The following is a 23213-nucleotide window of genomic DNA, read 5'->3' on the forward strand; positions in this document are numbered from 1 at the left end:
CGTTACAGCGTCACATGTTCTCATTTACTGGATAAATCCCTATACTGGATGCATCGACAGTTTTCTTTGCAACCAGGTTCTATCATGACGGGCGAAGGCCACATCATTTTTGCCATTGCCAGCGCTATCTTTGCGAAGCGTGCTGAGCTGACACCGGTGCTGGCGCAGGCCGACTGGTGGCATCTTGTTCCCTCAGCGCTGCTGACATGTCTGTTGCCCGATATCGATCACCCTAAATCTCTGCTGGGACAGCGACTGCGCTGGCTCTCCCATCCTATTGCGCGCGCGTTCGGCCATCGCGGCTTTACCCACAGTTTGCTGGCGATAGCCGCCGGTTTATGGCTTTTTCAGATAAACCTGCCCCAGTCGTCGCCAATACCGCCTGATGTCCTGCAGGGTCTGACGCTGGGCTACCTTAGCCACATTGTGGCCGATATGCTGACGCCAGCCGGGGTTCCGCTGCTGTGGCCCTGCCGCTGGCGCTTCCGGCTGCCGATTCTGCGCAGTCAGAAAGGCAACCAGCTTGAACGGGCGTTGTGCCTGGGACTGGTGGGATATGCGCTCTGGTTTCCGGTGGGCATGCCATCTTTTGGTGCAAACGGCTGGCCGTCACAGCTGTTCGATACGCTACAAAATGGCGTCGGACGGTTGATTTCCAGTCATACTGCGCAATAAATCAGCACAAAACGCCTTTAAGTTATAAACCATGCCATTTGGATATAAGGCACCCTCTTCGCCTGCTGTTACCATTCCTGCTGTCTTAATTCGTGATTAACATTATGCGGCCTTTCCAGAGCGAAAGGCCGCATTACTCTGGAGTTTCAGTATGGACCTTCCTCTTACGCTTAATATCGTAGCCTTTGTGGTGCTGCTGGTATTGCTCTCTCGCTTCAGCCGTCAGAACTGGAGCCTGTCGAAAAAAGTGCTGACCGGTCTGGTAATCGGCGTACTGTTCGGCCTGGTTTTGCAGTTGATCTACGGCGAAAACAGCGCAGTGGTCAAAGAGTCTATCAGCTGGTTTAACATCGTCGGTAATGGCTATGTCCAGTTGCTGCAGATGGTCGTAATGCCGCTGGTGTTCGTTTCCATTCTGAGTGCGGTCGCCCGTCTGCATAACGCCTCGTCGCTGGGGAAAATCAGCGTACTGACGATTGGCGTACTGCTGTTTACCACCGCGATCTCGGCGCTGGTCGGCGTCTTTGTGACCGGCCTGTTTGGCCTGAGCGCAGAAGGTCTGGTTCAGGGCGTGCAGGAGACTGCGCGTCTCAGTGCGATTCAGAGCAACTATGTCGGCAAAGTGGCTGACCTGACCGTGCCGCAACTGGTGCTCTCCTTTATCCCGAAAAACCCGTTTGCCGATCTGACCGGAGCCAGTCCGACCTCGATTATCAGCGTCGTTATCTTCGCCGCCTTCCTGGGTGTAGCTGCACTGCAGTTGCTGAAAGATGATGAAGTTAAAGGTCAGCGCGTGCTGGTCGCGATCGATACGCTGCAGTCCTGGGTCATGAAGCTGGTGCGTTTAGTGATGAAGCTGACACCTTATGGTGTGCTGGCGCTGATGACCAAAGTGGTTGCCGGTTCTAACCTGCAGGACATCATCAAGCTGGGCAGCTTTGTGGTCGCCTCTTACCTCGGTCTGGCCATCATGTTTGGTGTCCACGCCCTGCTGCTGTCGGTAAATGGTATCAACCCGATGCGCTTCTTCCGTAAAGTGTGGCCGGTTATTACCTTCGCCTTTACCAGCCGCTCCAGCGCAGCCAGCATTCCGCTGAGCGTGGAAACCCAGACCCGTCGTCTTGGCGTGCCTGAGTCGATTGCCAGCTTCGCGGCCTCTTTTGGTGCCACTATCGGCCAGAACGGCTGTGCCGGTCTCTATCCAACCATGCTGGCAGTGATGGTTGCGCCAACCGTCGGGATCAACCCGTTTGACCCGCTGTGGATTGCGACGCTGGTCGGGATCGTGACGCTGAGCTCAGCAGGCGTTGCCGGTGTCGGCGGTGGTGCAACCTTCGCGGCGCTGATTGTCCTGCCTGCGATGGGCCTGCCGGTCACCCTGGTGGCGCTGCTGATCTCCATTGAGCCGCTGATCGATATGGGTCGTACAGCCCTGAACGTCAACGGTTCCATGACCGCCGGTTCTCTCACCAGTCGCTGGTTAGGTCTGACCGATAAGCGCGTCCTGGAAAGCGACGACAACGCCGAACTGGCGCACCGCTAATCTGCTTTGAACCTGGCGCGCCCGCGCCAGGTTATTACCGCCCTTCTTCTCCATAATCTCCCCCATTAATGGCAACGCCGTTAAGAAAGCGTTAAGCATGGTAAACAGGCGAAAAATCGCCGCTTTAGTGCTTGTCTTTGCCGGGTAAAAAGCGAATTCTGCATCCAGTCTTATGAGGAGAACACCTGATGAAAAAGATAATCGCCTCGCTTCTGACGCTGACGCTTTTGACACCCGCTCTGGCTTTCGCCCATCCTGGCGACTGGGGGCCGCCGGGTGGATGGGATCGCCATGGCGGCCACGGGCCACACTGGGGCGGACCCGGGCCGGTGCGCTTTTTGCCTGAAGCCGCAACCGCGGTGCTGATAGGCGGACTGACCTACTATCTGCTCAACGGCAATTATTATCAGCGTCACGGCGATGAGTATGTGGTGACAGAGCCGCCTGCAGAGTCGCGGGTCAGCAGTGAAATGCGGGTACTCGACTTTAACGGCAAACGCTTCTATGTGCAGGCTGGCCACTTCTACCAGCGACAGATAGATGGCGATTATGTTGAGGTGCCGCGCCCGGCAGGTTTGTAGTCAGCGCCACAACGAAAAACGGCCCGTCATAATGACGGGCCGTTTGCTATTCAGGGGTGCTATGAGTTACTGCTGAACCTGCGGATCGGTGTCATATTCCGCACAGCTCTGGAAGCCATAGTTCATGACACGGCCGGTGTCGTTATAGCTCACGAAGTAAGTCTGAGCTTTACCGTCGCGCTGACCCAGTACATAAGTCTGGCAGGTGCCGCGCGCGTGAACCATGGTGATTTCAGTAGAAGGCGTACCGGCGATCTGACGAACCTGATCACGGGTCATACCCTTTTTAACATCCTTTACCACTGGCTTAGTCACGTAGCTTTCCGCACGATCGTAAGTCGTACAACCAGACAGTGCAGCCAGCGTCAGCGCCGCAGCGATACATCCCATCACTTTATTCATCTTGTTGTTCCTCATTTATTGTCCATGTGGAAACAAGCCTGGAACATAAATGCTGATTTATCAAGTTTATGACGAACAATTAGTGGCCTGCCAAATGTCAGGATTTCGTAAAGAAGGCTGTTTTGCTGTCAACGCAGACGTATACTGCCCGGCAAAACAGGTACCCGATAGCGCCCCGTTTTCAGAGACCGCACCGTCATCCGCGCAGTCGCAGATCGGCGTGAATGTCACGTTACCGGACGCTGTTTTTCGTAGCCTTACCCGCTTCTGTTTACCCCATCGCTGACAATCCCGAGGATAAATGACCCCTGTACACTCCAATCGCCTGGTTTATGCCATTACGCTGGGCCTGCTGGCCGCACTGGGCCCGCTCTGCATCGACCTCTATCTGCCTGCACTACCACAAATGGCCCAGGACCTGCACACCGAAACCGCTACCGCGCAGCTGAGTCTGACCGCCGGACTGTTAGGTCTCGGCTTTGGCCAGCTGCTCTTTGGCCCGATGAGCGATAAGTTCGGCCGCCTGCGCCCGCTGACCCTGTCACTGGTGTTGCTGTTTATCGCCTCGATGGGCTGTGCGCTGGCGCAGGATATTAACCAGCTGCTGCTGGCGCGGCTGTTCGAAGGATTAGCGGGTGCGGGCGGTGCGGTGCTGTCACGGGCGATTGCACGCGATATGTACAGTGGCCACGAGCTGACGCGATTCTTCGCTCTGCTGATGCTGGTCAACGGTCTGGCACCGATCGGCGCACCGGTATTAGGCGGCGTGCTGATGACGATTTTAAACTGGCGCGGCATCTTTATGGTGCTGGGCGGCATTGCCATTCTGCTGATCCTGCTGGCGCGCTGGAAGCTGCATGAAACCCTGCCTGAGGTACGCCGCAGTAAAGGATCAATATTCTCCGCCTACGCGGCATTGGGTCAGGTGATTACCCATCGCCCCTTCATGGGCTTCTGCCTGACCCAGGGGTTTATGATGTCCGGCATGTTCGCCTACATCGGTGCCTCGCCGTTCGTGCTGCAGCAACTCTATGGTCTTTCGCCTCAGGCCTTTAGCTTCTGCTTTGCGGCCAACGGGTTTGGCCTGGTGATTGCTTCACAGACCAGCGCCCGCCTCTGTCCATTGTGGGGCGAATATCGGGTGCTGAAAGGCGGACTGACGCTGGCCTTTGTCGCCTCCAGCCTGCTGCTGCTGGCCGCGCTGCTGCATGCTCCCTTAGCGCTGCTGCTGGTGGCACTGTTCTTTACCATTGCCAGCAACGGCGTTATCGCTACCACCGCCTCGTCCCTGGCGATGCAGAGTCAGGGCCATCGCGCTGGTAGCGCCTCAGCGGTGATTGGCGTCACGATGTTTACGCTGGGTGCGATTACCGTGCCGATTACCGGCATCGGTGGTACCTCGGTGCTGAGCATGTGCGCCACCATTTTTGGCTGCTTTATGACGGCGATTCTGATGTTTAGCGTGCTGGCGAAAAAACCGCTGCCGCAGGTAAAAACTCACTGATTTCGCAACGTTTCATGGTAATCAGTTACCGCTTTGGCTTGTTGTTTTCGCAAAGGCACGTTAGCTTTAATAAAACGTTCGCATCGAGCCGACAGGCCACTGACCTGAGGAGAAGTTCATGTCACTGCAGCAGGAAATTATTGAAGCCCTGGGTGTGAAGCCCACTATCGACGCCGACCAGGAAGTGCGCGTCAGCATCGATTTTCTTAAAGCCTACCTGAAACGTCACAGCGGCCTGAAAACGCTGGTGCTGGGGATCAGCGGCGGTCAGGATTCAACCCTGGCGGGCGCGCTGGCGCAGCGGGCGATCACCGAACTGCGTCAGGAGAGCGGTGATAACGACTACACCTTTATTGCCGTGCGTCTGCCCTATGGTGTGCAGGCGGATGAGCAGGATTGTCAGGACGCGCTGGCCTTTATCAAACCCGACCGTTCGCTGGTGGTAAACATCAAAGAGTCGGTGCTGGCCAGTGAGCGCGCGCTGAAAGAGGCGGGTATTACGCTTTCCGATTTTGTCCGCGGCAATGAAAAAGCCCGTGAGCGGATGAAAGCGCAATACAGCATCGCCGGCATGACCAAAGGCGTAGTGGTCGGCACCGATCACGCGGCTGAAGCCGTGACCGGTTTCTTCACCAAGTATGGCGATGGCGGCACGGACATCAATCCCCTGTTTCGCCTGAACAAGCGTCAGGGCAAGCAGTTGCTGAAACACCTTGGCTGCCCGGAGCATCTCTATCTGAAAAAACCGACTGCCGATCTGGAAGATGATCGTCCAGGCCTGCAGGATGAAGTGGCGCTGGGCGTCACCTATGAGATGATTGATGACTACCTGGAAGGCAAAAGCATCAATCCTGACAGCGCCCGTATCATCGAAGGCTGGTATCAGAAAACCGAGCACAAACGTCGTCCGCCGATCACGGTATTCGACGACTTCTGGAAGTAATCCTGCCCCTCCCTTGCCGCGGCAAGGGAGGCTTCTCTCACTGACTTTGTTGATCGCTGCATGCCTGCCACCGTTTCGCGCGCGACCCTCATCGGGCTTGTCGCCATTCTGCTCTGGAGTACGACCGTTGGCCTGCTGCGCAGCGTCAGTGAAGCCTTTGGCGCCACCGGTGGTGCGGCGCTGATCTACACTACTACGGCGTGTCTCCTTTGCCTGACCCGGGGCCTGCCCAGACCTGGCGCAATGCCCGCTATCTACCTGTGGCTGGGGGGCGTACTCTTTGTCGGCTATGAAATCTGTCTGGCGCTGGCCATCGGGCTGGCCAGCGATCGCAGCCAGTCGCTGGAACTGGGAATGATTAACTATCTCTGGCCCTGCCTGACCATCGTGCTGGCGATCCCGTTTAATCAGCAGCGTTTCCGTGTCTGGCTGTGGCCAGGACTGCTGCTGTCGCTGCTGGGGATCGTCTGGGTAATGAAAGGCAGCGGCAGCGGATCGCCGACGCTGTTGTGGCAGAATATGCTGCGCAACCCGGTCGCCTATGCATTGGCCTTTATCGCCGCCCTGACCTGGGCGCTCTACAATAATCTCACCCGCCGCTTTGCCCGTGGTTCTAATGGCGTCACGCTGTTTTTTATCCTGACTGCACTGGCGCTGTGGCTGAAATATGCCTTCAGCGATCACACTGTGCCGATGGCCTTTACGCTGGTGCCGCTGCTGGAGGTGCTGTTTGTCGGGCTCTCCACCGCCATCGCCTATTCCGCCTGGAATCACGGGATTCAGCAGGGCAATCTGACGCTGCTGGCCACCGCCTCCTACTTTACGCCGGTGCTGTCGGCCCTGATGGGATCACTGTGGCTCGGCCTGACGCCGCCGCTGGCCTTCTGGCAGGGCGTGGCGATGATCACGCTCGGCTCGCTGATCTGCTGGCGGGCAACACGGTCTCTGTAACCAGACGGCTGGCGATCATTTCACCTGCCTGTTATGCTGTATGGACAACCAGTAAATGGAGTCCATCTTGGTCAGACGTTCTGCCATACTTCGCCCCGAACCCGACGCGAATGCAATTTATCAATATCCCGAACACCTGCGTGAGTGGCTGGAAGGCCTGCCAAATCATCCTGGCGTCTATACCTTTCATGGCGAAAGTGAGTCGCTGCCGCTCTATATCGGTAAAAGTGTGAATCTGCGTTCGCGGGTGATGTCCCATTTCCGCACCCCGGATGAGGCGAAAATGCTGCGCCAGTCGCGGCGTGTAAGCTGGATCCCTACCGCGGGTGACCTCGGCGCGCTGCTGCTGGAAGCGCAGATGATCAAAACCCAGCAGCCGCTGTTCAATAAGCGATTGCGCAAAAACCGGCAGCTCTGTTCATTGCAGATTACCGACGGCAAACCGAATGTGGTCTATGCAAAAGACCTCGATTTCAGCCAGTCCCCCAACCTGTTTGGGCTCTATCGCAGTCGCTTCGCCGCGCTGGAACGGCTCAAGCAGCTCGCGGATGAGTATCAGCTCTGTCATGGCCTGCTGGGTCTGGAAGCGCTGAGTGCGGGGCGAGGCTGCTTCCGCTCGGCACTGCGCCGTTGCGCCGGGGCCTGCTGTGGAAAAGAGCCGGTCAGCGATCATCAGGATCGACTGCTGGAGGCGCTGGAAAACGTGCGGGTGTTCTGCTGGCCATGGCAGGGTGCCGTGGGGCTGGTGGAGGAAGGCAAAGAGATGACGCAGATCCACGTTATCGACCACTGGTTCTATCTCGGTTCGGTCAGCAGCATGGATGAGGCCAGAAAACTGCAGCGGCCCAAAGGCGGTTTTGATCACGACGGCTACAAAATCCTCTGCCACCCGATTCTGTCAGGTGCCTACCCTATTTTGCCGCTATAAAAAAACCGCCGACGCTGCCCACTCACCTTCAGTGGACAGCGCCGGCGGTCTCAGACCGTTCACTTAACGAGTGTTATTCAGCCGGTTCTGCTGGCGGTGCCATTTTGCCCTCGTGCGGGCCTTTCTCAGTCAGACGCTTTTCAAAGTTAGCGTTGTACTGTTTTTTCTGCTCCGGCGTCAGCACGTTATAGAGCTTGTTCTGGGTTTCCAGCATCTTCAGCGCATGCTCTTTGGCATTGGCGGACATCTTCTCTGCCTGTGCTTCTGCTTTGCTCTGGTCGAAGCTGTCAGAGGCAATAATGCTGTGGGCCGCACGACGCTCGTCCAGTGACGGGCGTTTCATATCTTTGTGGCTCTCTTTCATGATGTCGCGCATTTGAGTTTTCTGCGCGTCGGTCAGGTTCAGACCTTTAAACATCATCTCCATGCCGTGGCGCATTGGCGGCTTGTGCATCGCTTTTTCGCTGCCTGCTGGCGGTGGAGTCAGGTTGTCAGCGGCTGCATGGACGGCGCTGGCTGCACCAAACGCCAGCGAGGAAGCCAGTAAAAGGGAAGTCAGTTTGCGCATAATAGTGTCCTTATAATTCATGATAATGACGACAGCACTCTGTCGCGTCTTCGGAAACAAGCATACGACGCTGAACGTCAACTACTCAGAGCCTGAGTAAAGCCGTGAAAGCATAAAAGATAAAAATCGGGCAATCATGAAGAGAATAAGAAGAAAGGCGTGAGGAATTGAAAATGTTTATGAATTTAAAGCGAATTTGGCAGAAATCATGGAGGAGTGTAAGGGTTACGACAGGAAAGCGGAAGCCGATCTTCCACTTTTCCTGTCGGTTTTTTAGCGCCGAGGGTCTGCGCTGTTAACAACCGCTATCAGACCGGCAGCGCCTGGGTCTGTTCGCTCTCTTCAATCAGCATCAGTCCGGCACGCAGCCCGGCGGCCACGTTAGGGTTAGGGAACAGCACATACTCCCGCGCCTGCTGCACGTAATAGCGGGTGCTACCATCTTCCGCCAGCAACGTCCCCTGTGGAAACGCGGTAAAGTTCAGCGTTTCCGGCGACATATGCAGCGTAAAGTGCTCACTCAGTCGGGTGATCTGCTGCGCGACCCGATAGTGACGCGGTTTAACCGCCGCCGCAGGCAGCGCTTCGCCATAGAGTAAAGACGCCAGCGCCTGTTGTGCCGCACTGAAATGACTGAGGTCGTTTTCGCCAAACGGCAGCGCTTTGCCCAGCTCCAGGGTACAGCTGGCCGCACCGAAGTGCTCGCAGCTGAAGTGGGTAAAGGTGCCGCCCGGCGAGCGATGGAACACCAGCGCTTCCAGCCCGGCAGCGGCCAGCCAGTCAAGAAACGTGGGCGGCCAGGGGCGTTCATTATGCGGCATTACGCCGAACTGAGGATGATAAGAGCCACGAATAGCCGTGTGCATGTCGAGATGCCAGCGCGTCTCATCGCACTCGCCCAGCTGCCAGAAGGTCTCCAGCGCCTGCTCCAGCCGCAGCACGCGGCGTGCCTCATCACCATCATCAATCTGCTGCCAGCGTCCGCCAAACAGCCGGTTAATGTCATAACGCACATAGCGCTTACCGGTGCGTAGCGCTGAGGGATTACCCAGAATCACCAGCATGCGCTGCTGTAACGGCTTTTCGCCCCGCAGCAGCGGATTAACCAGCTGGTTCACCATTTCTACCGGGGCCGTTTCATTGCCGTGGATCCCGGCAGAGAGCACCAGCGCCTGTTTAACCGGCACCGTCGGCTCCATCAACAGTATGCCGTGATACAACCATTGCCAGCGAAGATGCGCCGTTTCACCACTACGCTTACGCGGCACCTCGCCGGAGAGCGTTTGCTGTAAAAAGTCCTGCATCGTTCCTCCTTTTCGCCCTGAGCAGGCGGCAGACTGTGCTGCCCCCTCCTTCACTGCTGAAATGCATATACATTTCCTAAGTCTAGCAGCTTCGTCAGTTCATCCAGCGCGTCGCGTCCCTCACGCAGCAATTGTGGGTCGACCAGATCGGCCTGGGTCAGGCGATCGCGGTAATGACGGTCAACCCAGTTATTCAGCGTGCTGAAGAGCCGATCGTTCATCAGCACCGCCGGATTCACTGCCTGCTGCTCCTGTGGTGTCAGCACCACCCGCAAACGCAGGCAGGCTGGACCACCCCCGTTATACATGCTTTCGCGCAGATCAAACACCTTCAGGGCTTTGAGTGGCGTGTCAGCCTCAACCTGTTCACAGAGATAGCGCCAGACACCCGGATGCTGACGTGACTCCTCCGGCAGCACCAGCATCATGGTGCCGTCGGGACGGCTCAGCAACTGACTGTTAAACAGATAGGTCTCCACCGCATCTTTCACTGACACCCGATTTTCCGGCACTTCCAGCGCCACAAAACCGGGAACGCGCGACCGAAGCTGCGCCAGCAGTTCAGGCTGATTAACAAAGGCGTGCTGGTGGCAGAAGAGCATCTGCTGATTACTTACCGCAATCACATCGTTATGGAACACGCCCTGATCGATCACCGCAGGATTCTGCTGCGCATACAGCACGCTTTCCGGTGAGAGCTGATGCAGACGGGCGACCGCCTCGCTGGCTTCCCGGGTCTGACGTGCCGGATAGCGCTGCGGGGCTTTGCCCTCATGGCTGCTGTCGCGGCCATAGACAAACAGCTGCACGCCGCGCTCACCATAGGCGTCGCCCAGTCGGTTATGGTTCGCCGCCCCTTCATCGCCAAACATCGCCACCTGCGGCAAAGCATCATGCACCGCAAAATGGCGATCGTCGCGGAAGATGGAACGCAGCAGCCAGGCCGTTTCCGGCGCTTCTATCGCACGGTGGAATTTGTTGTTAAGGTTCGCCACCGTCAGGTGAACCCGGCCATCAAGGCTGTCCGCTGACGGCGAGACCGTGGCAGCATTGGCGACCCACATCGCCGAGGCTGAACTGACGGCGGAGAGTAATCCCGGTGCAGTTTTGCCGGCCGCAGCCAGCACCTGCTCATCGCTGCCACCAAAGCCGAGCTGGCGCAGCGCCGCAATATTGGGCCGCTCATGCGGCGGGATCACCCCCTGCACGTAGCCCATATCGGCCAGCGCTTTCATCTTGAGCAACCCCTGCTTTGCCGCCAGACGGGGATTCGACGGCTGCAGCTGATTGCGGGTCGAGGCTTCGTTGCCAAACGACAGCCCGGCATAGTGGTGTGTTAACCCCACCAGCCCATCAAAGTTGGCCTCGGTTGCCTTCATGACGTCGTCTCCTGGGTGGAGAAATCGAGGCCCGGCGACAGCGTGGCGGGCAGCGTCAGGTCAGGCGTCTCCAGCGAGGCCATTGGCCAGGCGCAGTAATCCGCCGCATACCAGGCACTGGCGCGATGGTTGCCCGAGGCACCAATGCCGCCAAACGGTGCGGTACTGGCTGCGCCGGTCAGCGGTTTGTTCCAGTTGACGATACCGGCACGCGCTTCAAGCAGCAACTGATCAAACTGCTGGCGTGAAGGCGAGATCAATCCGCACGACAGGCCATAACGGGTCTGGTTCGCCAGCGCTATCGCCTCTTCAAATGTCTCATAGCGGACTATGCCTAACAGCGGACCAAAGACCTCTTCATCCGGAATGCCCTGCACGCCGGTTAAATCGATAATACCTGGCGTCAGGATGGCACTGTGGCGATCCGGCCAGCGCATCGCCAGCAGCACCTCGCCGCCCGCCTCAACCCGCCGTTGCCACTCACCCATAATCTTCTCTGCTGCGCCGGTGGAGATCACGCTGCCCATAAACGGCTGCGGTTCAGTATTCCAGGCGGCGGGTTGCAGTCGCCCCGCCACCTCCACCAGCCTCTGCAGAAACGCATCCCCTGCATCGCCGCGTTTGACCAGCAGACGCCGCGCGCAGGTGCAGCGCTGACCGGCGGTTATAAAGGCTGACTGCAACGTGATGTTGACAGCCGCATCAGTGTCCGCCGGATCTTCAACAATCAGGGCATTGTTACCGCCCATCTCCAGCGCCAGCATCTTTTCAGGCTGACCGGCAAACTGGCGATGCAGCTGATAGCCGGTATGGGCGCTGCCGGTAAATAGCAGGCCATCAATCTGCTGACAGTTGGCCAGCGCCTGACCAGTCTCACGTCCGCCCTGTAACAGTGCCAGCACGCCGGCAGGCAGGCCCGCAGCCAGCCAGAGCTCAACGGTTTTTTCGGCGGTCAGCGGCGTCAGTTCGCTGGGTTTAAATACCACACAGTTGCCCGCCAGCAGCGCCGGAACAATATGGCCGTTTGGCAGATGTCCCGGGAAGTTATAGGGACCAAACACGGCCAGCACCCCATGCGGGCGGTGGCGCAGGGAGCTTTCGCCTTCATGCTGTTCACCGGTGCGGCTATGGTATGCCTTCACCGAAAAGCCGATTTTGTTGATCATCGCGCCCACTTCGGTCAGCGCTTCCCAGCGCGGCTTGCCGGTTTCACGGGCGATGGTTTCCGCCAGCGCCGTTTTATGCGCCTCAAGCCCGGCGGCAAATTTCTCAACGATCGCCTGCCGTTCCGCCAGCGGGCGTCTGGCCCAGGCTGGAAATGCGTCGCGCGCCGCCTCACAGGCTGCGGTGACCTGAGCGGCTGAGGCCGCGTGGCCCTGCCATAACGTCTCGCCGCTGACCGGATCCGCTTTCGTCAGAATCTCAGCGTCACCGTCCAGCCATTGTCCATTTATCAGATGTGTCATGCTGTTTTCTCCTCTTTGCAGAGCGTCACCACGCGCAGGCTGTCGCCCGGCTGGCAATGGAGCGCCTGCATCTGTTCATCCGTGAGTTGCACGCTGTCGCTGTCAGCCTTTGCCGGAATCAGCGCCACACGGAACTGGCGATAATCGCTATTGGCAACCAGACAGAGCGGGCCATCAGCCGGGTTTTCGCCCCGTTCTGCGCTGCGCAGACGGCTTTTACGCACCGCACGGATATGATCGATATCGCACTCCAGGGTCGGGCCGCCATCAAAAATGTCGACATAATTGAGGTAGCGGAAGCCCTCTGCTTCCAGTACCGCCCGCGCAGGCGCGGTTTGCGGATGGACCTGTCCAATCACCGCCTGCGCTTCCGGTGTCAGGTAGTCGATGTAGAGCGGATGTTTCGGCATCAGTTCAGCGATAAATGATTTCTGTCCGGTGCCACTAAGGAAGTCCGCTTTGCTGAATTCCATAGAGAAGAAGCGGCTGCCAACGCTCTCCCAGAACGGCGAATGGCCCTGCTCATCGCTGACGCCACGCATCTCGGCCACCACCCGGTTGGTGAAACGTTCACGGAAACTGGCCATAAACAGGAAGCGTGACTTCGACAGCAGATAGCCGTTTTTGCCATCACGGTAATCGGGATCGAGAAACAGCGTGCAGAGCTCACTGCTGCCGGTATGGTCGTTACTCAGCGACAGGGTAGGCAGCGCGGCATAAACATTCAGCTCTTTTGAGGCGTGCACCTGGGTACCGACGCGAAAATTGTACCAGGGATCCTGCAGCCCCACCGCCACCTCAATGGCGCAGATGCCGACGGCGCGGTTATCTTCGCTATCGGCCAGCACAAAGACATAGCCCTGCTCGGCACGTGGCAGAGAATCCTCCCAGGTCTGCAGCGATCGATCGATACGCGCCTGTAGCGTCGCGCTATCAACCGGCAACGAGGTCAGCCCGCCACCGGTTTTGCCCGCCAGCGCCATCAGCTGGCTTAAGTCATCGCGTTCAACCGGACGGATTACCATCATGATGTTGACCCTCGCACCAGGCTTTCACACACTTCGGCAAAGCGGGCCATGCCCAGCTTCACTTCCTGCTCACTGATATTCAGCGCCGGGGCAAAACGCACCACATTGGCACCCGCAATCAGCACCATGACGCCCATTTCCGCGGCGGCAAGGTTGATCGCTTTGGCTTTACCGGCAAAATCGTCGCTGAGCACCGCGCCAATCAGCAGGCCAAGACCGCGCACTTCTTTAAACAGATGCAGACGCTGGTTGATCTCATCCAGTGCCGCAACAATCCACTGGTGACGTTCTGTTACACCCGCCATCAGTTCAGGCTGGTTGATCAGCTCCATGACTTTACCTGCCACTGCGCCCGCCAGCGGATTGCCGCCATAGGTGGTGCCGTGGGTGCCAACGCCCATCACCAGCGCCAGATCTTCGCGCGTCAGCATCGCACCAATCGGGAAGCCGCCGCCCAGCGCTTTGGCGCTGGTGAGCACATCCGGCGTGACGCCATAATGCATGTAGGCATAAAGCGAACCGGTACGGCCAACGCCGCTCTGCACTTCGTCAAAAATCAGCAGAGCCTGATGCTTATCACAGAGCTCACGCAATCCACGCAGGAACGCCGGATCGGCAGGCAGCACGCCGCCTTCACCCTGAATGGGTTCAACAATGACTGCGCAGGTATGGTCATTAATCAGTTCAGCCGCCGCAGCCAGATCGTTAAACGGGGCATGCTGGATCTCTGGCGGCAGCGGCGCAAAATCTTTTGAGTAAGCGGGCTGCCCCCCGGCTGTTACCGTAAACAGGGTGCGGCCATGAAATGCATTCTTAAACGCCACGATGCCACTTTTATGCGGACCCACACGATCATGTGCCACCTTGCGCGCCAGTTTCAGCGCCGCTTCGTTCGCCTCCGCCCCGGAGTTACAGAAGAACACCCGGTCAGCGAAGGTGGCATCGATCAACTGCTTCGCCAGCCGCAGGATCGGTTCGTTGGTGTAGCCATTACCGGTGTGCCATAAACGTGCGGCCTGTTCCTGCAGCGCCTGTTGTAATGCCGGATGCGCATGCCCTAACGCATTGACGGCAATGCCACCGGCGAAGTCGATATAATCTTTGCCGTTTTGATCCCAGACGGTGGAGCCTTCCGCGCGAACCGGTATAAAAGTCGCAGGCGCATAAACCGGCATCATCCATTGATCGAAATCGTGACGTGAAACGTGCAGTGCCATAATCCACTCTCCTGCTTTACTTTACCGGCCGGGTAAAGCTTATGTTTTAAAATTGTTAAAAGATGTTGTAGTGCAGCCCTACTGTAGAGTGCAGTTAACGTGCCAGCCAGAGAATTAATGCATAAAATGGTCTTCATGACGTAATATCAATGAGTTAGATGCTGACAATATTCACTTAATTTGCATATATAGTGAATAGTTGTCTGATTGCAGCGCCAGAACCGGGTTTTAAACAGCAGAATTATGCATTCACGGGATGAAATATCGCTTTTGTGATCGCTGATAAATTATCTCTCCAGAAAAGCCCCTCCACTGCCCTGTTTTAGTGCAGTTTGCCTCGCGATGGTGCAGCGATTACGCGGGGAACTCGCCCGGAAATGTCAGAACACCCTGGCTTTATTTAACAAAAGTTTTTCATTTCCCCCTGCAGACACATTAATCTGCGTATCTTTATCAGGCTATTTTATAAACAGGATGATCAATATTTAATCAGCGACTCTGACTATTATTCCGGAGGTTATTATCGGGCCAGAAAGAATATTCTATAAAGATGAACAAATATTAATACGCAGACTAATGGTTAGGATAAAAGCCTTATAAGGCTATTCTTAGCGGATAATCACCCATAATTAAATCAGGGGTTATATTGATTTAAAAATGTACAAAAAATGCCCATTTAAGACCACTACATACAAACATAACCCATTGATAAATAAAGATATAAAATCAGATAACTCATAATTACTTATTAGAAGAAAATCTTATTACTTTACAATTTAATCTTCTGTTCCTCGCTGTTATCCATCAGCTGAATATAGACATCACATTTTGTTACTTTTATTGCACTTTGTAGTTTTACCTTTTTGTGTCATTTTCTTTTCACCCCATATCAGGGGAATAATAATTAATGAATACAGGGTAATAATTAAATGATGAAGCGCACTTTACTGGCGGCTGTCATGCCGTTACTGATCGGTCTCTCCTCCGCGCAGGCCGCAGAAGTTTATAACAAGGATGGCAATAAGCTGGATCTGGTCGGCAAGATTAACGTGTCACACCTCTTTTCTGACGATAACAACAACGATGGTGATACCTCCTCTTATGCCCGCTTTGGCTTTAAAGGCGAGACAAAGATTACTGACCAGCTTACCGGCTACGGTTTCTGGCAGTATCAGTATAGTCTGCATAACTCCGAGGGCAGTGACGCCCAGGCCACCAATCGTACCCGTCTGGGCTATGCTGGCCTGAAGTTTGGCGAGGCGGGTTCGCTGGATTACGGACGTAACTACGGCCTGGTCTATGACGTGCTGAGTTATACCGATATGCTGCCGTTCTTCGGCGGCGACTCCGGTTATACCGACGCCTTTCTCTCTGGCCGCTCAACCGGTGTGCTGACCTGGCGTAACAGCAATTTCTTTGGTCTGGTCGACGGCTTAAACCTTGCCGCGCAGTATCAGGGCAAAAACGATCGTAGCAGTAACATTGACGGCGTGCGTCGTTCCAACGGCGACGGCTTCGCCCTCTCCGCTTCCTATGACTTCGATTTCGGCCTGAGTTTTGCCGGCGCGTTTGCCAGCCTGGATCGCACCACGGCGCAGAACGCTGCCGCACGCGGAGAAGGCGAAAAAGCCCAGCACTGGGCGACCTCGGTGAAATATGATGCGAACCAGGTCTATCTGGCTGCCATGTACGGTGAAACTCTGAATGCCACGCCAATTACTGGCGGTTTCGCTAACAAAGCGCAGAACTTTGAAGCCGTGGCGCAGTATCAGTTCCTGAACGGCTTCCGTCCGTCCGTGGGTTACGTCTCATCCAAAGGCAAGGAAATTGAGAATATCGGCGATGCCGACATCATTAAATACACCGCCGTGGGTGCCACTTACTACTTCAACAAGAACATGTCGGTCTATGGTGAATACCGCATCAACCTGTTGAAAGATAACAATCCGCTTCGCCTGCCGACCGACGACATCACAGCCCTGGGTCTGATTTACCAGTTCTGATGTGACAGCGGGCCCGGCTCTGACCGCCGGGCCCGTTTTTTGTTTTAAACACGACCACAGAAAGTGTTACGCGCTTTCAGCCCAGCGACCTGACTAAGCTAACGGCCATCGCCTCTTCCTGCATCAATTCCTCCACGTTAGCGGACGCCAGCAACGTGGTGGCCTGCCCGGCAGGAACCGGACGGCTGAAGAGATATCCCTGCCCGTAATCACAGCCGCGCTTTCTCAGCCACCTCAGCGTGGCGACATCCTCAATGCCCTCTGCAGTAATGATCACATTAAGCCCCTGACAGAGTGCCAGCAGCGTTTCCACCACTTTTCGCTGCTCAGATCCGGTCACGATTCCGGCGATAAACGTCTGGTCAATTTTGATTTTGGTAATACCCAGTCCCAGCAAAACCGACAGGTTGGAGTAACCGGTGCCAAAATCATCCAGCACCACTCCGATACCGGCCTCTTTCAGCAGACGGATCGCCTGGCGGGCATCGTCAGAAATGGCCATGACATTCTGTTCGGTGATTTCAAGTTCCAGCATTACCGGCCCGGCATGCTGCATAATGCTGGACAAACAGCTGGTCAGCGACGGTCTCAGCAACTGCTCCGGGGTAATGTTCAGCGACAGGCAGAGCCCGGCTGGCCATGCCCGGGTTGCACTGACAGCATCCTGCAGCAGCGCCACGGTCATGCTGTCCATCAACCCCAGCCGCTCCACCACTGGCAGAAACTCTGCAGGCGAAACCGTCTGACCGGACGCAGTGATCCAGCGCGCCAGTATCTCAAAGCCGGTAATGTTACCGGTGCGCAGTGAAACCAGCGGCTGCAGAAAGGGAACGATGGCGTGACCGCTTACAGCGGCAACAACCTCCTGCTCCAGCCTTTCCCGCTGGCGAAAGCGCAGCTCCATGTCCGGGGAGAATCGTGCCAGACAGGCGCACTTATCCTGCTTCGCCTCGTACAGCGCCAGATCCGCCGCCCGCACGACATCGGCCTGACCCGTGCAGGCTGAGCTGGCGATGCCTGCTGAAAGGCTCAGGAAGGTGTGCGGACCGGTCCGGATGGATGCCGCATGCTGGCAGAAGCTTTCGGCGGCGGCCAGCGCCTGATCTGCCTGTGAAGCCTGGGCAACAATGGCAAATTCATCCCCACCGATGCGAAACACCTGACTCCCGGTATCCGCCGAAGCGATCAGCAGATTGGCCAGCGCGACCAGCGTGGCGTCGCCCTGACGATGACCGTTCAGGTCATTGATATTCTTAAAGTCATTGATGTCGAGCAGCGTCAGGGTGTAGGGCGTCCCGTCGGCATCAAGCGCAGCAATATGTGCAGTGAACGATCGGCGGTTCATGACTCCCGTCAGCGCATCAGTTCCGGCCAGCCTGAGGGCATTTTTTTCCGCACGCAGCGTGTTGCGGATCAGACCCGCGATAAGCAGCGCCGGAATAATCATTGCCAGTCCGGCAAACGAGGTGGAGGTCAGGATAAACCGCAGCCGCTCACTGGTTTCAAAATCGGGATCATAGCTCAGGCCCAGCAGGCTGGAGATCCACGCCTCGAGCCCGAATTCCCACAGCGTGGAGAGTAAAATGATGGTCGCAATATTCAGCATTGCGAGCCAGAAAAGTTTCAGGCGCATGCGTTAGTTCCCGGTGATGGCAAGTGTCAGAGTTTTGTTTTAATTTTCAGTAAAAAACCGGGGCGTACTTCTCATACAATGCCTGCTAAGCTGCCGACAATTATCACCCCTCCGCTATTTTTACTCATCGCATTTGCACGTTCTCACCCGCCTTACGGCAGTGAGGCAGACGTTTTGCGAAGCCCGATGCGTGTCGGTTACGTCATCAATGTCGAATAGTGTTCTATCGGCAGCAGCGGCCAGATTAACAGGCCCGTCCGGTTAAATTTGTGCATTCCGGTGTTTTTAACCGGTTACGCTGCTGGCGTATCGCGCCGCTGAACAGCGCGAAAAGGCGCACACTCGCCAGACGATAAAAAGCGATTTATCAGGATATTGGCCGGGTTTTCGTTATCAATTCCGTTACGATTTTTGTGGCATAACGGGGTGGGTATACGTGCAGTTTTTAATTTCGTTAAATTAAATAGCGAACAATTTAGTTAAACGTAACTCTCCAGAAGTTCTCTCGCCTGCCGATACCGGTTTACCCAATGAACTCTTTCGGAACGAGAGATGAAAATTTCAACGCGCCTTAGCGCAGGTTTTGGCTTGCTTATTCTGCTGTTTATTATCTGTACCGGCACCGCGATTCACGCCCTGGATAGCGCTCGCGATGGTATGGACGAGGTGGTTAATGTCCGTTTGAAAAAGTACCAGACGGTGCTGGATATGCGCGGTGGCGTGCGGGATATGGCAATCGCGGTGCGTAACCTTGCTCTGCTGACCGATCCCGTTGCCATGAAGCCAGAATGGGAACGTCTGCAAAAACAGCGCGCGCTCTACATCAGCAACCGCGAAGTACTCTCAGGCATGATGCAGACCGACCCCGGACAGGCAGGACGGGAGGCGATGAGCAGAATCGAGTCCACTGAAGAAGCCGCTCTCTCCACGCTGATGACCGCCGGGAAACTGGGGATGGAAAATCGTCAGCAGGAGGTCACCGACTATCTGTTAAAGGTGGCGCGTCCGGCTCAGCAGAGCCTGCTGAAGGCGATAAACGATCTGACCGAGCTTGAGATGCGCAGCAGCCGGGATGCGGTAGTGGATAACGGCATCGCTATCGCCCGCACCACCTGGATACTGATCATCCTGGCGGTGCTCTCCGTGCTGGCTGCCGTCGTCACCTGCGCGTTTATTGTGCGGATACTGATGCGCCAGCTGGGCGGCGAACCGGTGCAGGCTCAGACGCTGGCTGCTGCGATTGCCGCCGGTGATCTCACCTCGCCGGTCACGCTGCGCCGTGGCGACAGCACCAGCCTGCTTGCGTCGCTCAGCGGCATGCAGACCAACCTGCGCGAACTGGTTACGCAGATCAAAGGGGCATCCGCCTCGGTGGCGCTGGCGGCCGATGAGATTTCGCAGGGCAATACCGAGCTTTCATCCCGTACCGAGCAGCAGGCTGCTGCGTTGCAGGAAACGGCCGCCAGCATGGAGCAGCTCACCGCCACGGTAAAAAGCAACGCCGCGGGCGCGCAGCAGACTGCCGGTTCAGCGCGCGAGGCCGCCACCCTGGCCCAGGCGGGCGAAGCAGATGTCCAGCGCCTGTCAGAAACCATGCATGACATTTCGCTGAGTGCCGTTCGGGTACGCGATATTACGTCGGTGATTGAAGGCATCGCTTTCCAGACCAATATTCTGGCGCTCAACGCCGCCGTAGAAGCCGCGCGCGCGGGTGAAGAGGGCCGCGGATTTGCCGTGGTCGCGGGTGAAGTCCGCTCACTGGCCCAGCGCAGCGCCACCGCAGCACGCGACATTAAGCAGCTGATTGAGCAGGCCGTGACGCAGGTCGAGGATGGCGTAACCGTAGCGGCCGGAACGGGTGAGCGCATCCTGAAGATTGTCAGCCGCGTCGGTGAACTGGCCGATGCTATGGACAACCTCTCCCTCTCCTCCGGTGAACAGATGCAGGGCATCTCCCAGGTCAGTATTGCGGTGAGTCAGATGGATGGCGTCACGCAGAATAACGCCGCGCTGGTGGAAGAGTCCTCTTCTGCATCGCAGTCACTGCTGGCCCAGGCGCGCGACCTGCGCGGCATGGTAGAGACCTTCACCGTATAAGCCCTATCGGCGGGCGGCTTCAGCCTGGGTTAAATGCTGAAATTGTCCTGCCGATCTTAGCTGCGTTGCACCCGGCGCACGTTGTGCGCAAGGGTTGCGACCGGTTATATTGACTTCAATTTAATTTGACTCAATACTGTGCCGACTTTCAATCGGCGGCGCAGCTAAAGGCTTTTTCTCCCGCTGCGATAGCGCTTAAAAGTCTGGTGTCTTACACCAGAAAGAGATGCTGCCGAAATCAACATCTCCCCGAGATACTATTCGCGAGACTTCACGGCTGACCAACAGCCTGGGGTCTGGCTGTCCCACCCCGGACTCAGAATGAGTAAAGATATGAATGACGAACCCGCGGGGATCTCCGATACGCCTCCCGCCAGTGCAGCGCCTGAAACCATCGACCAGTTTCTCTGCTTTGCGCTCTATTCCGCCTCACTTGCCATGACAAAGCTCTATCAGTCGCGGTTAAAACCGCTGGGAGTGACCTATCCGCAATATCTGGTGCTGCTGGTGCTGTGGGAGAAAGATCGCCTGACCGTCTCTGATATTGGTGCACGCGTCCGGCTTGATTCCGGCACGCTCAGCCAGCTTCTGAAGCGGCTTGAAAGCGCGGGCATTATCTGCCGCCAGCGTGACACGGGAAATGATGAGCGCCGGGTGCTGATCTCCCTGACAGAACAGGGCCACCAGCTTAAAGTCGCGGCGGCTGACGTCCCGGCTGATATGATCTCGGTGATGGATACCGCCTGTAGTGAACTCGGTGAGCTGACAACCCAGGTGGCAACGCTGCGCGAAAAGCTGCTTAAGGCCCTGCCATGATGCTGGCTTATAAAAAACCTGTGACCAGGCTGATAAAGCTGAATCGCCTGAGTGTTACCTCTTCAGGTGCTATTCAACAGAACGGTTGCGCTGGAGTTTCTATTGAGTACCGATAAACCGGCAGATATGGCTGACGTCCATGCCGTTGTAGGGCAGGCCGTGTCGAGCCTGCTGAAGTCAGGCAAGACGGCAGGCTTACAGGACATAATTGCATTCCTGCAGCATCAGCAGGCACGGTCGGTAAACGGTCAGCGAGAGGTCTACGCCAGAGCGGTGCGTATTGTGATGAGCATGGTTAACTGATAACCGGGCCGCTGTGCTAAACGGCGGCGCTGCCCGCGCCTTCTTAATATAAATACCCTGCCCGCTGCGCAGCGTCGTTCCTGCTTTCACCCGGCGATTCCCGCTCTCATTTCAGGATCAATAGTGATGTCAACTCTGCCGCGCCTTCGTCATCCCGACAACTTATCTCTGCCAGTAACCGCTGTCGGGCCTGCAGACGTTAACAACAGCGTCTGCACACCACCACCGCTATTCACTCCCCCCAATCCTTTCTGTGCAGTAAAGCATCCCAACTAAAGTGTGGTGCCGCCGGGTGCCATCAAATCATAACGATCGTTCTGCGGGGCCTCGTCCACGGTCATCGGTGGCTGAATTTTCAGGGTGATCCAGTTAGAGGTCACACGCTGCTGCTTGCTATCCTCCAGCGTTACCGACAGGCGATATTCGTTGCTGGCGTCTGGCGACGGATCCCATTGCGGTAAGATCACACTCCAGCCCTGCGGATCGGCGTTATTGGCCGGAGGTGTCAGGCTCAGCGCCTGCGTATCGCCCTGCCAGCTTACCGCCTTGATAGCATTGCTGGCGCGCACCTGCAGCTTCAGCGGCAGACTCTCGCCACTGCTTAACTGCCAGGGCGGGGTTGCCAGAAACACGGACAGCGTTTTGCGCTGACGGAAGGCGAGCACCGGCGTATCGCTGCGGGTGACGGTATCGTAACGGCTGCCGCGCAGAGAGTGCGCCTCCGCGACGTTTCCGGCATCGAGCTGACGTCGCAGCGCCACGCCAAAGCGATAGTTGAGTTTCAGCCCCAGCTGATCCTGACTCTCACCGGCACTGCTGGTTTTATGGGTAGCGGACAGCGTCACCAGCGGCACGGGAGTGTAAGAGAGGCCAAACGACATGGCGGAGGGATTGTGATAGCGGTTGCCGCTGTTAAACAGATCGACATTCTCACCCAGATATTGCTGATAGCTCACCGAAACGCCCAGCTGACGATAAAAGGGCAGATAGCTCTGGCTGGTAATATCGTAGCCGCGCGCCATGCGCTGCTGCTGCGAATCGCCCAGATTTTTCCAGCCGGAAAGCGGCTGATAGTAGTTGGCCGAGAAGCGCATTGAATCGCTCCACGCTTCCGTGCCCACAGAGGCGCGTTGCAGGCCGCTGCTGAACACGCGGTCAACAAAGCCGTTGTAACCCAGCAGCCAGTCACCGGCATCCCAGCGTTGTCCCAGTCCCGCGTTGCCAACCAGGCCATCGCCGGTATCGTGCAGCCCAAGCTGGCTGAAGGTGAGCCGGCTGTTTTCGTCGGCCAGGGCGCTGAAGAGATCGCCGCCGGTGCCGGTAAAGTTTCCGTTCATGTCGACTTTCAGATCCAGCTGCGCGGTGCCGTAAGGGGAAAGCAGTGACTGCCCTTCGCTCTCAACCCGATCGGCCACTTCATCGCGCAGATGATTGAACGCCCAGACGCCCGCCTGCTGACCAAACGTGACATTGCTGTCGCTGTTGTTACTCGCTTCACCGATACTTTTGGCCACGGCCGCCAGCTTTTTGCTCCACTCTTCATCCTGATCGCTGGCACCGCCGAGCGTCGGCAGCGACTGGCTGTAGCGCGCAGGATTGTCGAATGGCGTCTCTGACACCGCTGTTTCAGTCTGGAAGGCGCGGGCGCTCTGCGTGGCAGTCAGCGACAGCGCAATCAAAGAGAGAACCCCTGTTTTCCGTATCATGTCACCCGGCACATTGATTAGTTCGTAGCTGCAATTAAACAAAAATCATCAGCTATTACCTTAACATATTGTGACGGCGATGCAGGACAGCAGCGGCGAATTGTGCATATAACAGAAAAGTCCGGGTCAGAAAAAGGCCTGCGTTTACAGCAGGCCTGCGATCTCT

Annotated in this window: 21 protein-coding genes; 12 read left to right on the forward strand and 9 right to left on the reverse strand. The window is 56.7% G+C overall.

What is annotated here, in order from left to right:
* Nucleotides 1–84: 84 nt before the first annotated feature.
* From ACO6VX_RS06120 to ACO6VX_RS06130, 3 genes are all read left to right on the forward strand, one after another.
* Nucleotides 85–675 carry a metal-dependent hydrolase gene (locus tag ACO6VX_RS06120; RefSeq protein WP_010245708.1) on the forward strand — a complete coding sequence of 197 codons (591 nt, stop codon included), beginning with the start codon at nucleotides 85–87 and terminating at the stop codon, nucleotides 673–675.
* A 151-nt stretch (nucleotides 676–826) separates the two neighbouring features.
* Nucleotides 827–2218, forward strand: a complete 1392-nt coding sequence (locus ACO6VX_RS06125) for an L-cystine transporter (protein WP_010670021.1) — start codon at nucleotides 827–829, stop codon at nucleotides 2216–2218.
* A 188-nt stretch (nucleotides 2219–2406) separates the two neighbouring features.
* Nucleotides 2407–2799: a DUF6515 family protein gene (locus ACO6VX_RS06130; protein WP_010245714.1), complete on the forward strand. Its 393-nt coding sequence runs from the start codon at nucleotides 2407–2409 to the stop codon at nucleotides 2797–2799.
* Nucleotides 2800–2865: 66 nt separating this feature from the next.
* Here the strand turns inward: ACO6VX_RS06130 and osmE are convergent, their stop codons facing one another.
* Nucleotides 2866–3201, reverse strand: coding sequence for an osmotically-inducible lipoprotein OsmE (gene osmE / locus ACO6VX_RS06135; RefSeq protein ID WP_010245718.1), 336 nt, complete (start codon nucleotides 3199–3201; stop codon nucleotides 2866–2868).
* A gap of 49 nt (nucleotides 3202–3250) precedes the next feature.
* Here osmE and ACO6VX_RS06140 point away from each other — a divergent pair, with 49 nt between their 5' ends.
* From ACO6VX_RS06140 to cho, 5 genes are all read left to right on the forward strand, one after another.
* A complete protein-coding gene (locus tag ACO6VX_RS06140) occupies nucleotides 3251–3487 on the forward strand; it encodes a hypothetical protein (RefSeq protein WP_089414235.1) in 237 nt (78 codons plus the stop codon).
* A 15-nt stretch (nucleotides 3488–3502) separates the two neighbouring features.
* Nucleotides 3503–4705 carry a multidrug effflux MFS transporter gene (locus ACO6VX_RS06145; RefSeq protein WP_122888937.1) on the forward strand — a complete coding sequence of 401 codons (1203 nt, stop codon included), beginning with the start codon at nucleotides 3503–3505 and terminating at the stop codon, nucleotides 4703–4705.
* A gap of 118 nt (nucleotides 4706–4823) precedes the next feature.
* Nucleotides 4824–5648: an ammonia-dependent NAD(+) synthetase gene (nadE, locus tag ACO6VX_RS06150; protein ID WP_010670018.1), complete on the forward strand. Its 825-nt coding sequence runs from the start codon at nucleotides 4824–4826 to the stop codon at nucleotides 5646–5648.
* A 60-nt stretch (nucleotides 5649–5708) separates the two neighbouring features.
* Nucleotides 5709–6599: an aromatic amino acid DMT transporter YddG gene (yddG, locus tag ACO6VX_RS06155; RefSeq protein WP_122888939.1), complete on the forward strand. Its 891-nt coding sequence runs from the start codon at nucleotides 5709–5711 to the stop codon at nucleotides 6597–6599.
* Between the two features lie 67 nt (nucleotides 6600–6666).
* Complete coding sequence (gene cho, locus ACO6VX_RS06160; RefSeq protein WP_122888940.1) at nucleotides 6667–7527, forward strand: excinuclease Cho; 861 nt, start codon at nucleotides 6667–6669, stop codon at nucleotides 7525–7527.
* A gap of 73 nt (nucleotides 7528–7600) precedes the next feature.
* Here cho and spy read toward each other — a convergent pair whose 3' ends face one another.
* From spy to ACO6VX_RS06190, 6 genes are all read right to left on the reverse strand, one after another.
* On the reverse strand, nucleotides 7601–8095 hold the full coding sequence (gene spy / locus ACO6VX_RS06165; protein ID WP_010245731.1) for an ATP-independent periplasmic protein-refolding chaperone Spy: 495 nt from the start codon (nucleotides 8093–8095) through the stop codon (nucleotides 7601–7603).
* A 308-nt stretch (nucleotides 8096–8403) separates the two neighbouring features.
* Nucleotides 8404–9399 carry a succinylglutamate desuccinylase gene (gene astE / locus ACO6VX_RS06170; protein ID WP_422457914.1) on the reverse strand — a complete coding sequence of 332 codons (996 nt, stop codon included), beginning with the start codon at nucleotides 9397–9399 and terminating at the stop codon, nucleotides 8404–8406.
* A gap of 50 nt (nucleotides 9400–9449) precedes the next feature.
* The gene (gene astB, locus ACO6VX_RS06175; protein ID WP_187513597.1) at nucleotides 9450–10778 is read right to left on the reverse strand and encodes an N-succinylarginine dihydrolase; all 1329 of its coding nucleotides are present in this window, start codon (nucleotides 10776–10778) and stop codon (nucleotides 9450–9452) included.
* Nucleotides 10775–12244 carry a succinylglutamate-semialdehyde dehydrogenase gene (gene astD / locus ACO6VX_RS06180; RefSeq protein WP_061901494.1) on the reverse strand — a complete coding sequence of 490 codons (1470 nt, stop codon included), beginning with the start codon at nucleotides 12242–12244 and terminating at the stop codon, nucleotides 10775–10777. Before astD ends, astB begins: the two co-directional genes overlap by 4 nt.
* Nucleotides 12241–13272 (reverse strand): arginine N-succinyltransferase, encoded by a 1032-nt coding sequence (gene astA / locus ACO6VX_RS06185; RefSeq protein WP_033757454.1) that lies wholly within the window; start codon nucleotides 13270–13272, stop codon nucleotides 12241–12243. Before astA ends, astD begins: the two co-directional genes overlap by 4 nt.
* Nucleotides 13269–14489 carry an aspartate aminotransferase family protein gene (locus tag ACO6VX_RS06190; RefSeq protein ID WP_010245746.1) on the reverse strand — a complete coding sequence of 407 codons (1221 nt, stop codon included), beginning with the start codon at nucleotides 14487–14489 and terminating at the stop codon, nucleotides 13269–13271. Before ACO6VX_RS06190 ends, astA begins: the two co-directional genes overlap by 4 nt.
* Before the next feature lie 929 nt (nucleotides 14490–15418).
* On the opposite strand from ACO6VX_RS06190, the gene ACO6VX_RS06195 reads away from it, so the two are divergent.
* Complete coding sequence (locus ACO6VX_RS06195; protein ID WP_010245750.1) at nucleotides 15419–16492, forward strand: porin; 1074 nt, start codon at nucleotides 15419–15421, stop codon at nucleotides 16490–16492.
* A gap of 76 nt (nucleotides 16493–16568) precedes the next feature.
* Here the strand turns inward: ACO6VX_RS06195 and ACO6VX_RS06200 are convergent, their stop codons facing one another.
* Nucleotides 16569–18125 carry a putative bifunctional diguanylate cyclase/phosphodiesterase gene (locus ACO6VX_RS06200; RefSeq protein ID WP_256849326.1) on the reverse strand — a complete coding sequence of 519 codons (1557 nt, stop codon included), beginning with the start codon at nucleotides 18123–18125 and terminating at the stop codon, nucleotides 16569–16571.
* 552 nt (nucleotides 18126–18677) lie between these two features.
* Here ACO6VX_RS06200 and ACO6VX_RS06205 point away from each other — a divergent pair.
* From ACO6VX_RS06205 to ACO6VX_RS06215, 3 genes are all read left to right on the forward strand, one after another.
* Complete coding sequence (locus ACO6VX_RS06205) at nucleotides 18678–20222, forward strand: methyl-accepting chemotaxis protein (RefSeq protein ID WP_033771601.1); 1545 nt, start codon at nucleotides 18678–18680, stop codon at nucleotides 20220–20222.
* A 321-nt stretch (nucleotides 20223–20543) separates the two neighbouring features.
* Nucleotides 20544–21038, forward strand: coding sequence for a MarR family winged helix-turn-helix transcriptional regulator (locus ACO6VX_RS06210; RefSeq protein WP_022625768.1), 495 nt, complete (start codon nucleotides 20544–20546; stop codon nucleotides 21036–21038).
* A 102-nt stretch (nucleotides 21039–21140) separates the two neighbouring features.
* Nucleotides 21141–21341, forward strand: a complete 201-nt coding sequence (locus tag ACO6VX_RS06215) for a hypothetical protein (RefSeq protein ID WP_194709459.1) — start codon at nucleotides 21141–21143, stop codon at nucleotides 21339–21341.
* Between the two features lie 272 nt (nucleotides 21342–21613).
* On the opposite strand, the gene ACO6VX_RS06220 is transcribed toward ACO6VX_RS06215, so the two are convergent.
* Nucleotides 21614–23047: a YchO/YchP family invasin gene (locus tag ACO6VX_RS06220; RefSeq protein ID WP_171820329.1), complete on the reverse strand. Its 1434-nt coding sequence runs from the start codon at nucleotides 23045–23047 to the stop codon at nucleotides 21614–21616.
* Nucleotides 23048–23213: the final 166 nt, after the last annotated feature.

This window comes from Pantoea sp. BJFS-204 (genome assembly GCF_049310725.1).
Taxonomy (GTDB): Bacteria; Pseudomonadota; Gammaproteobacteria; order Enterobacterales; family Enterobacteriaceae; genus Pantoea; species Pantoea agglomerans.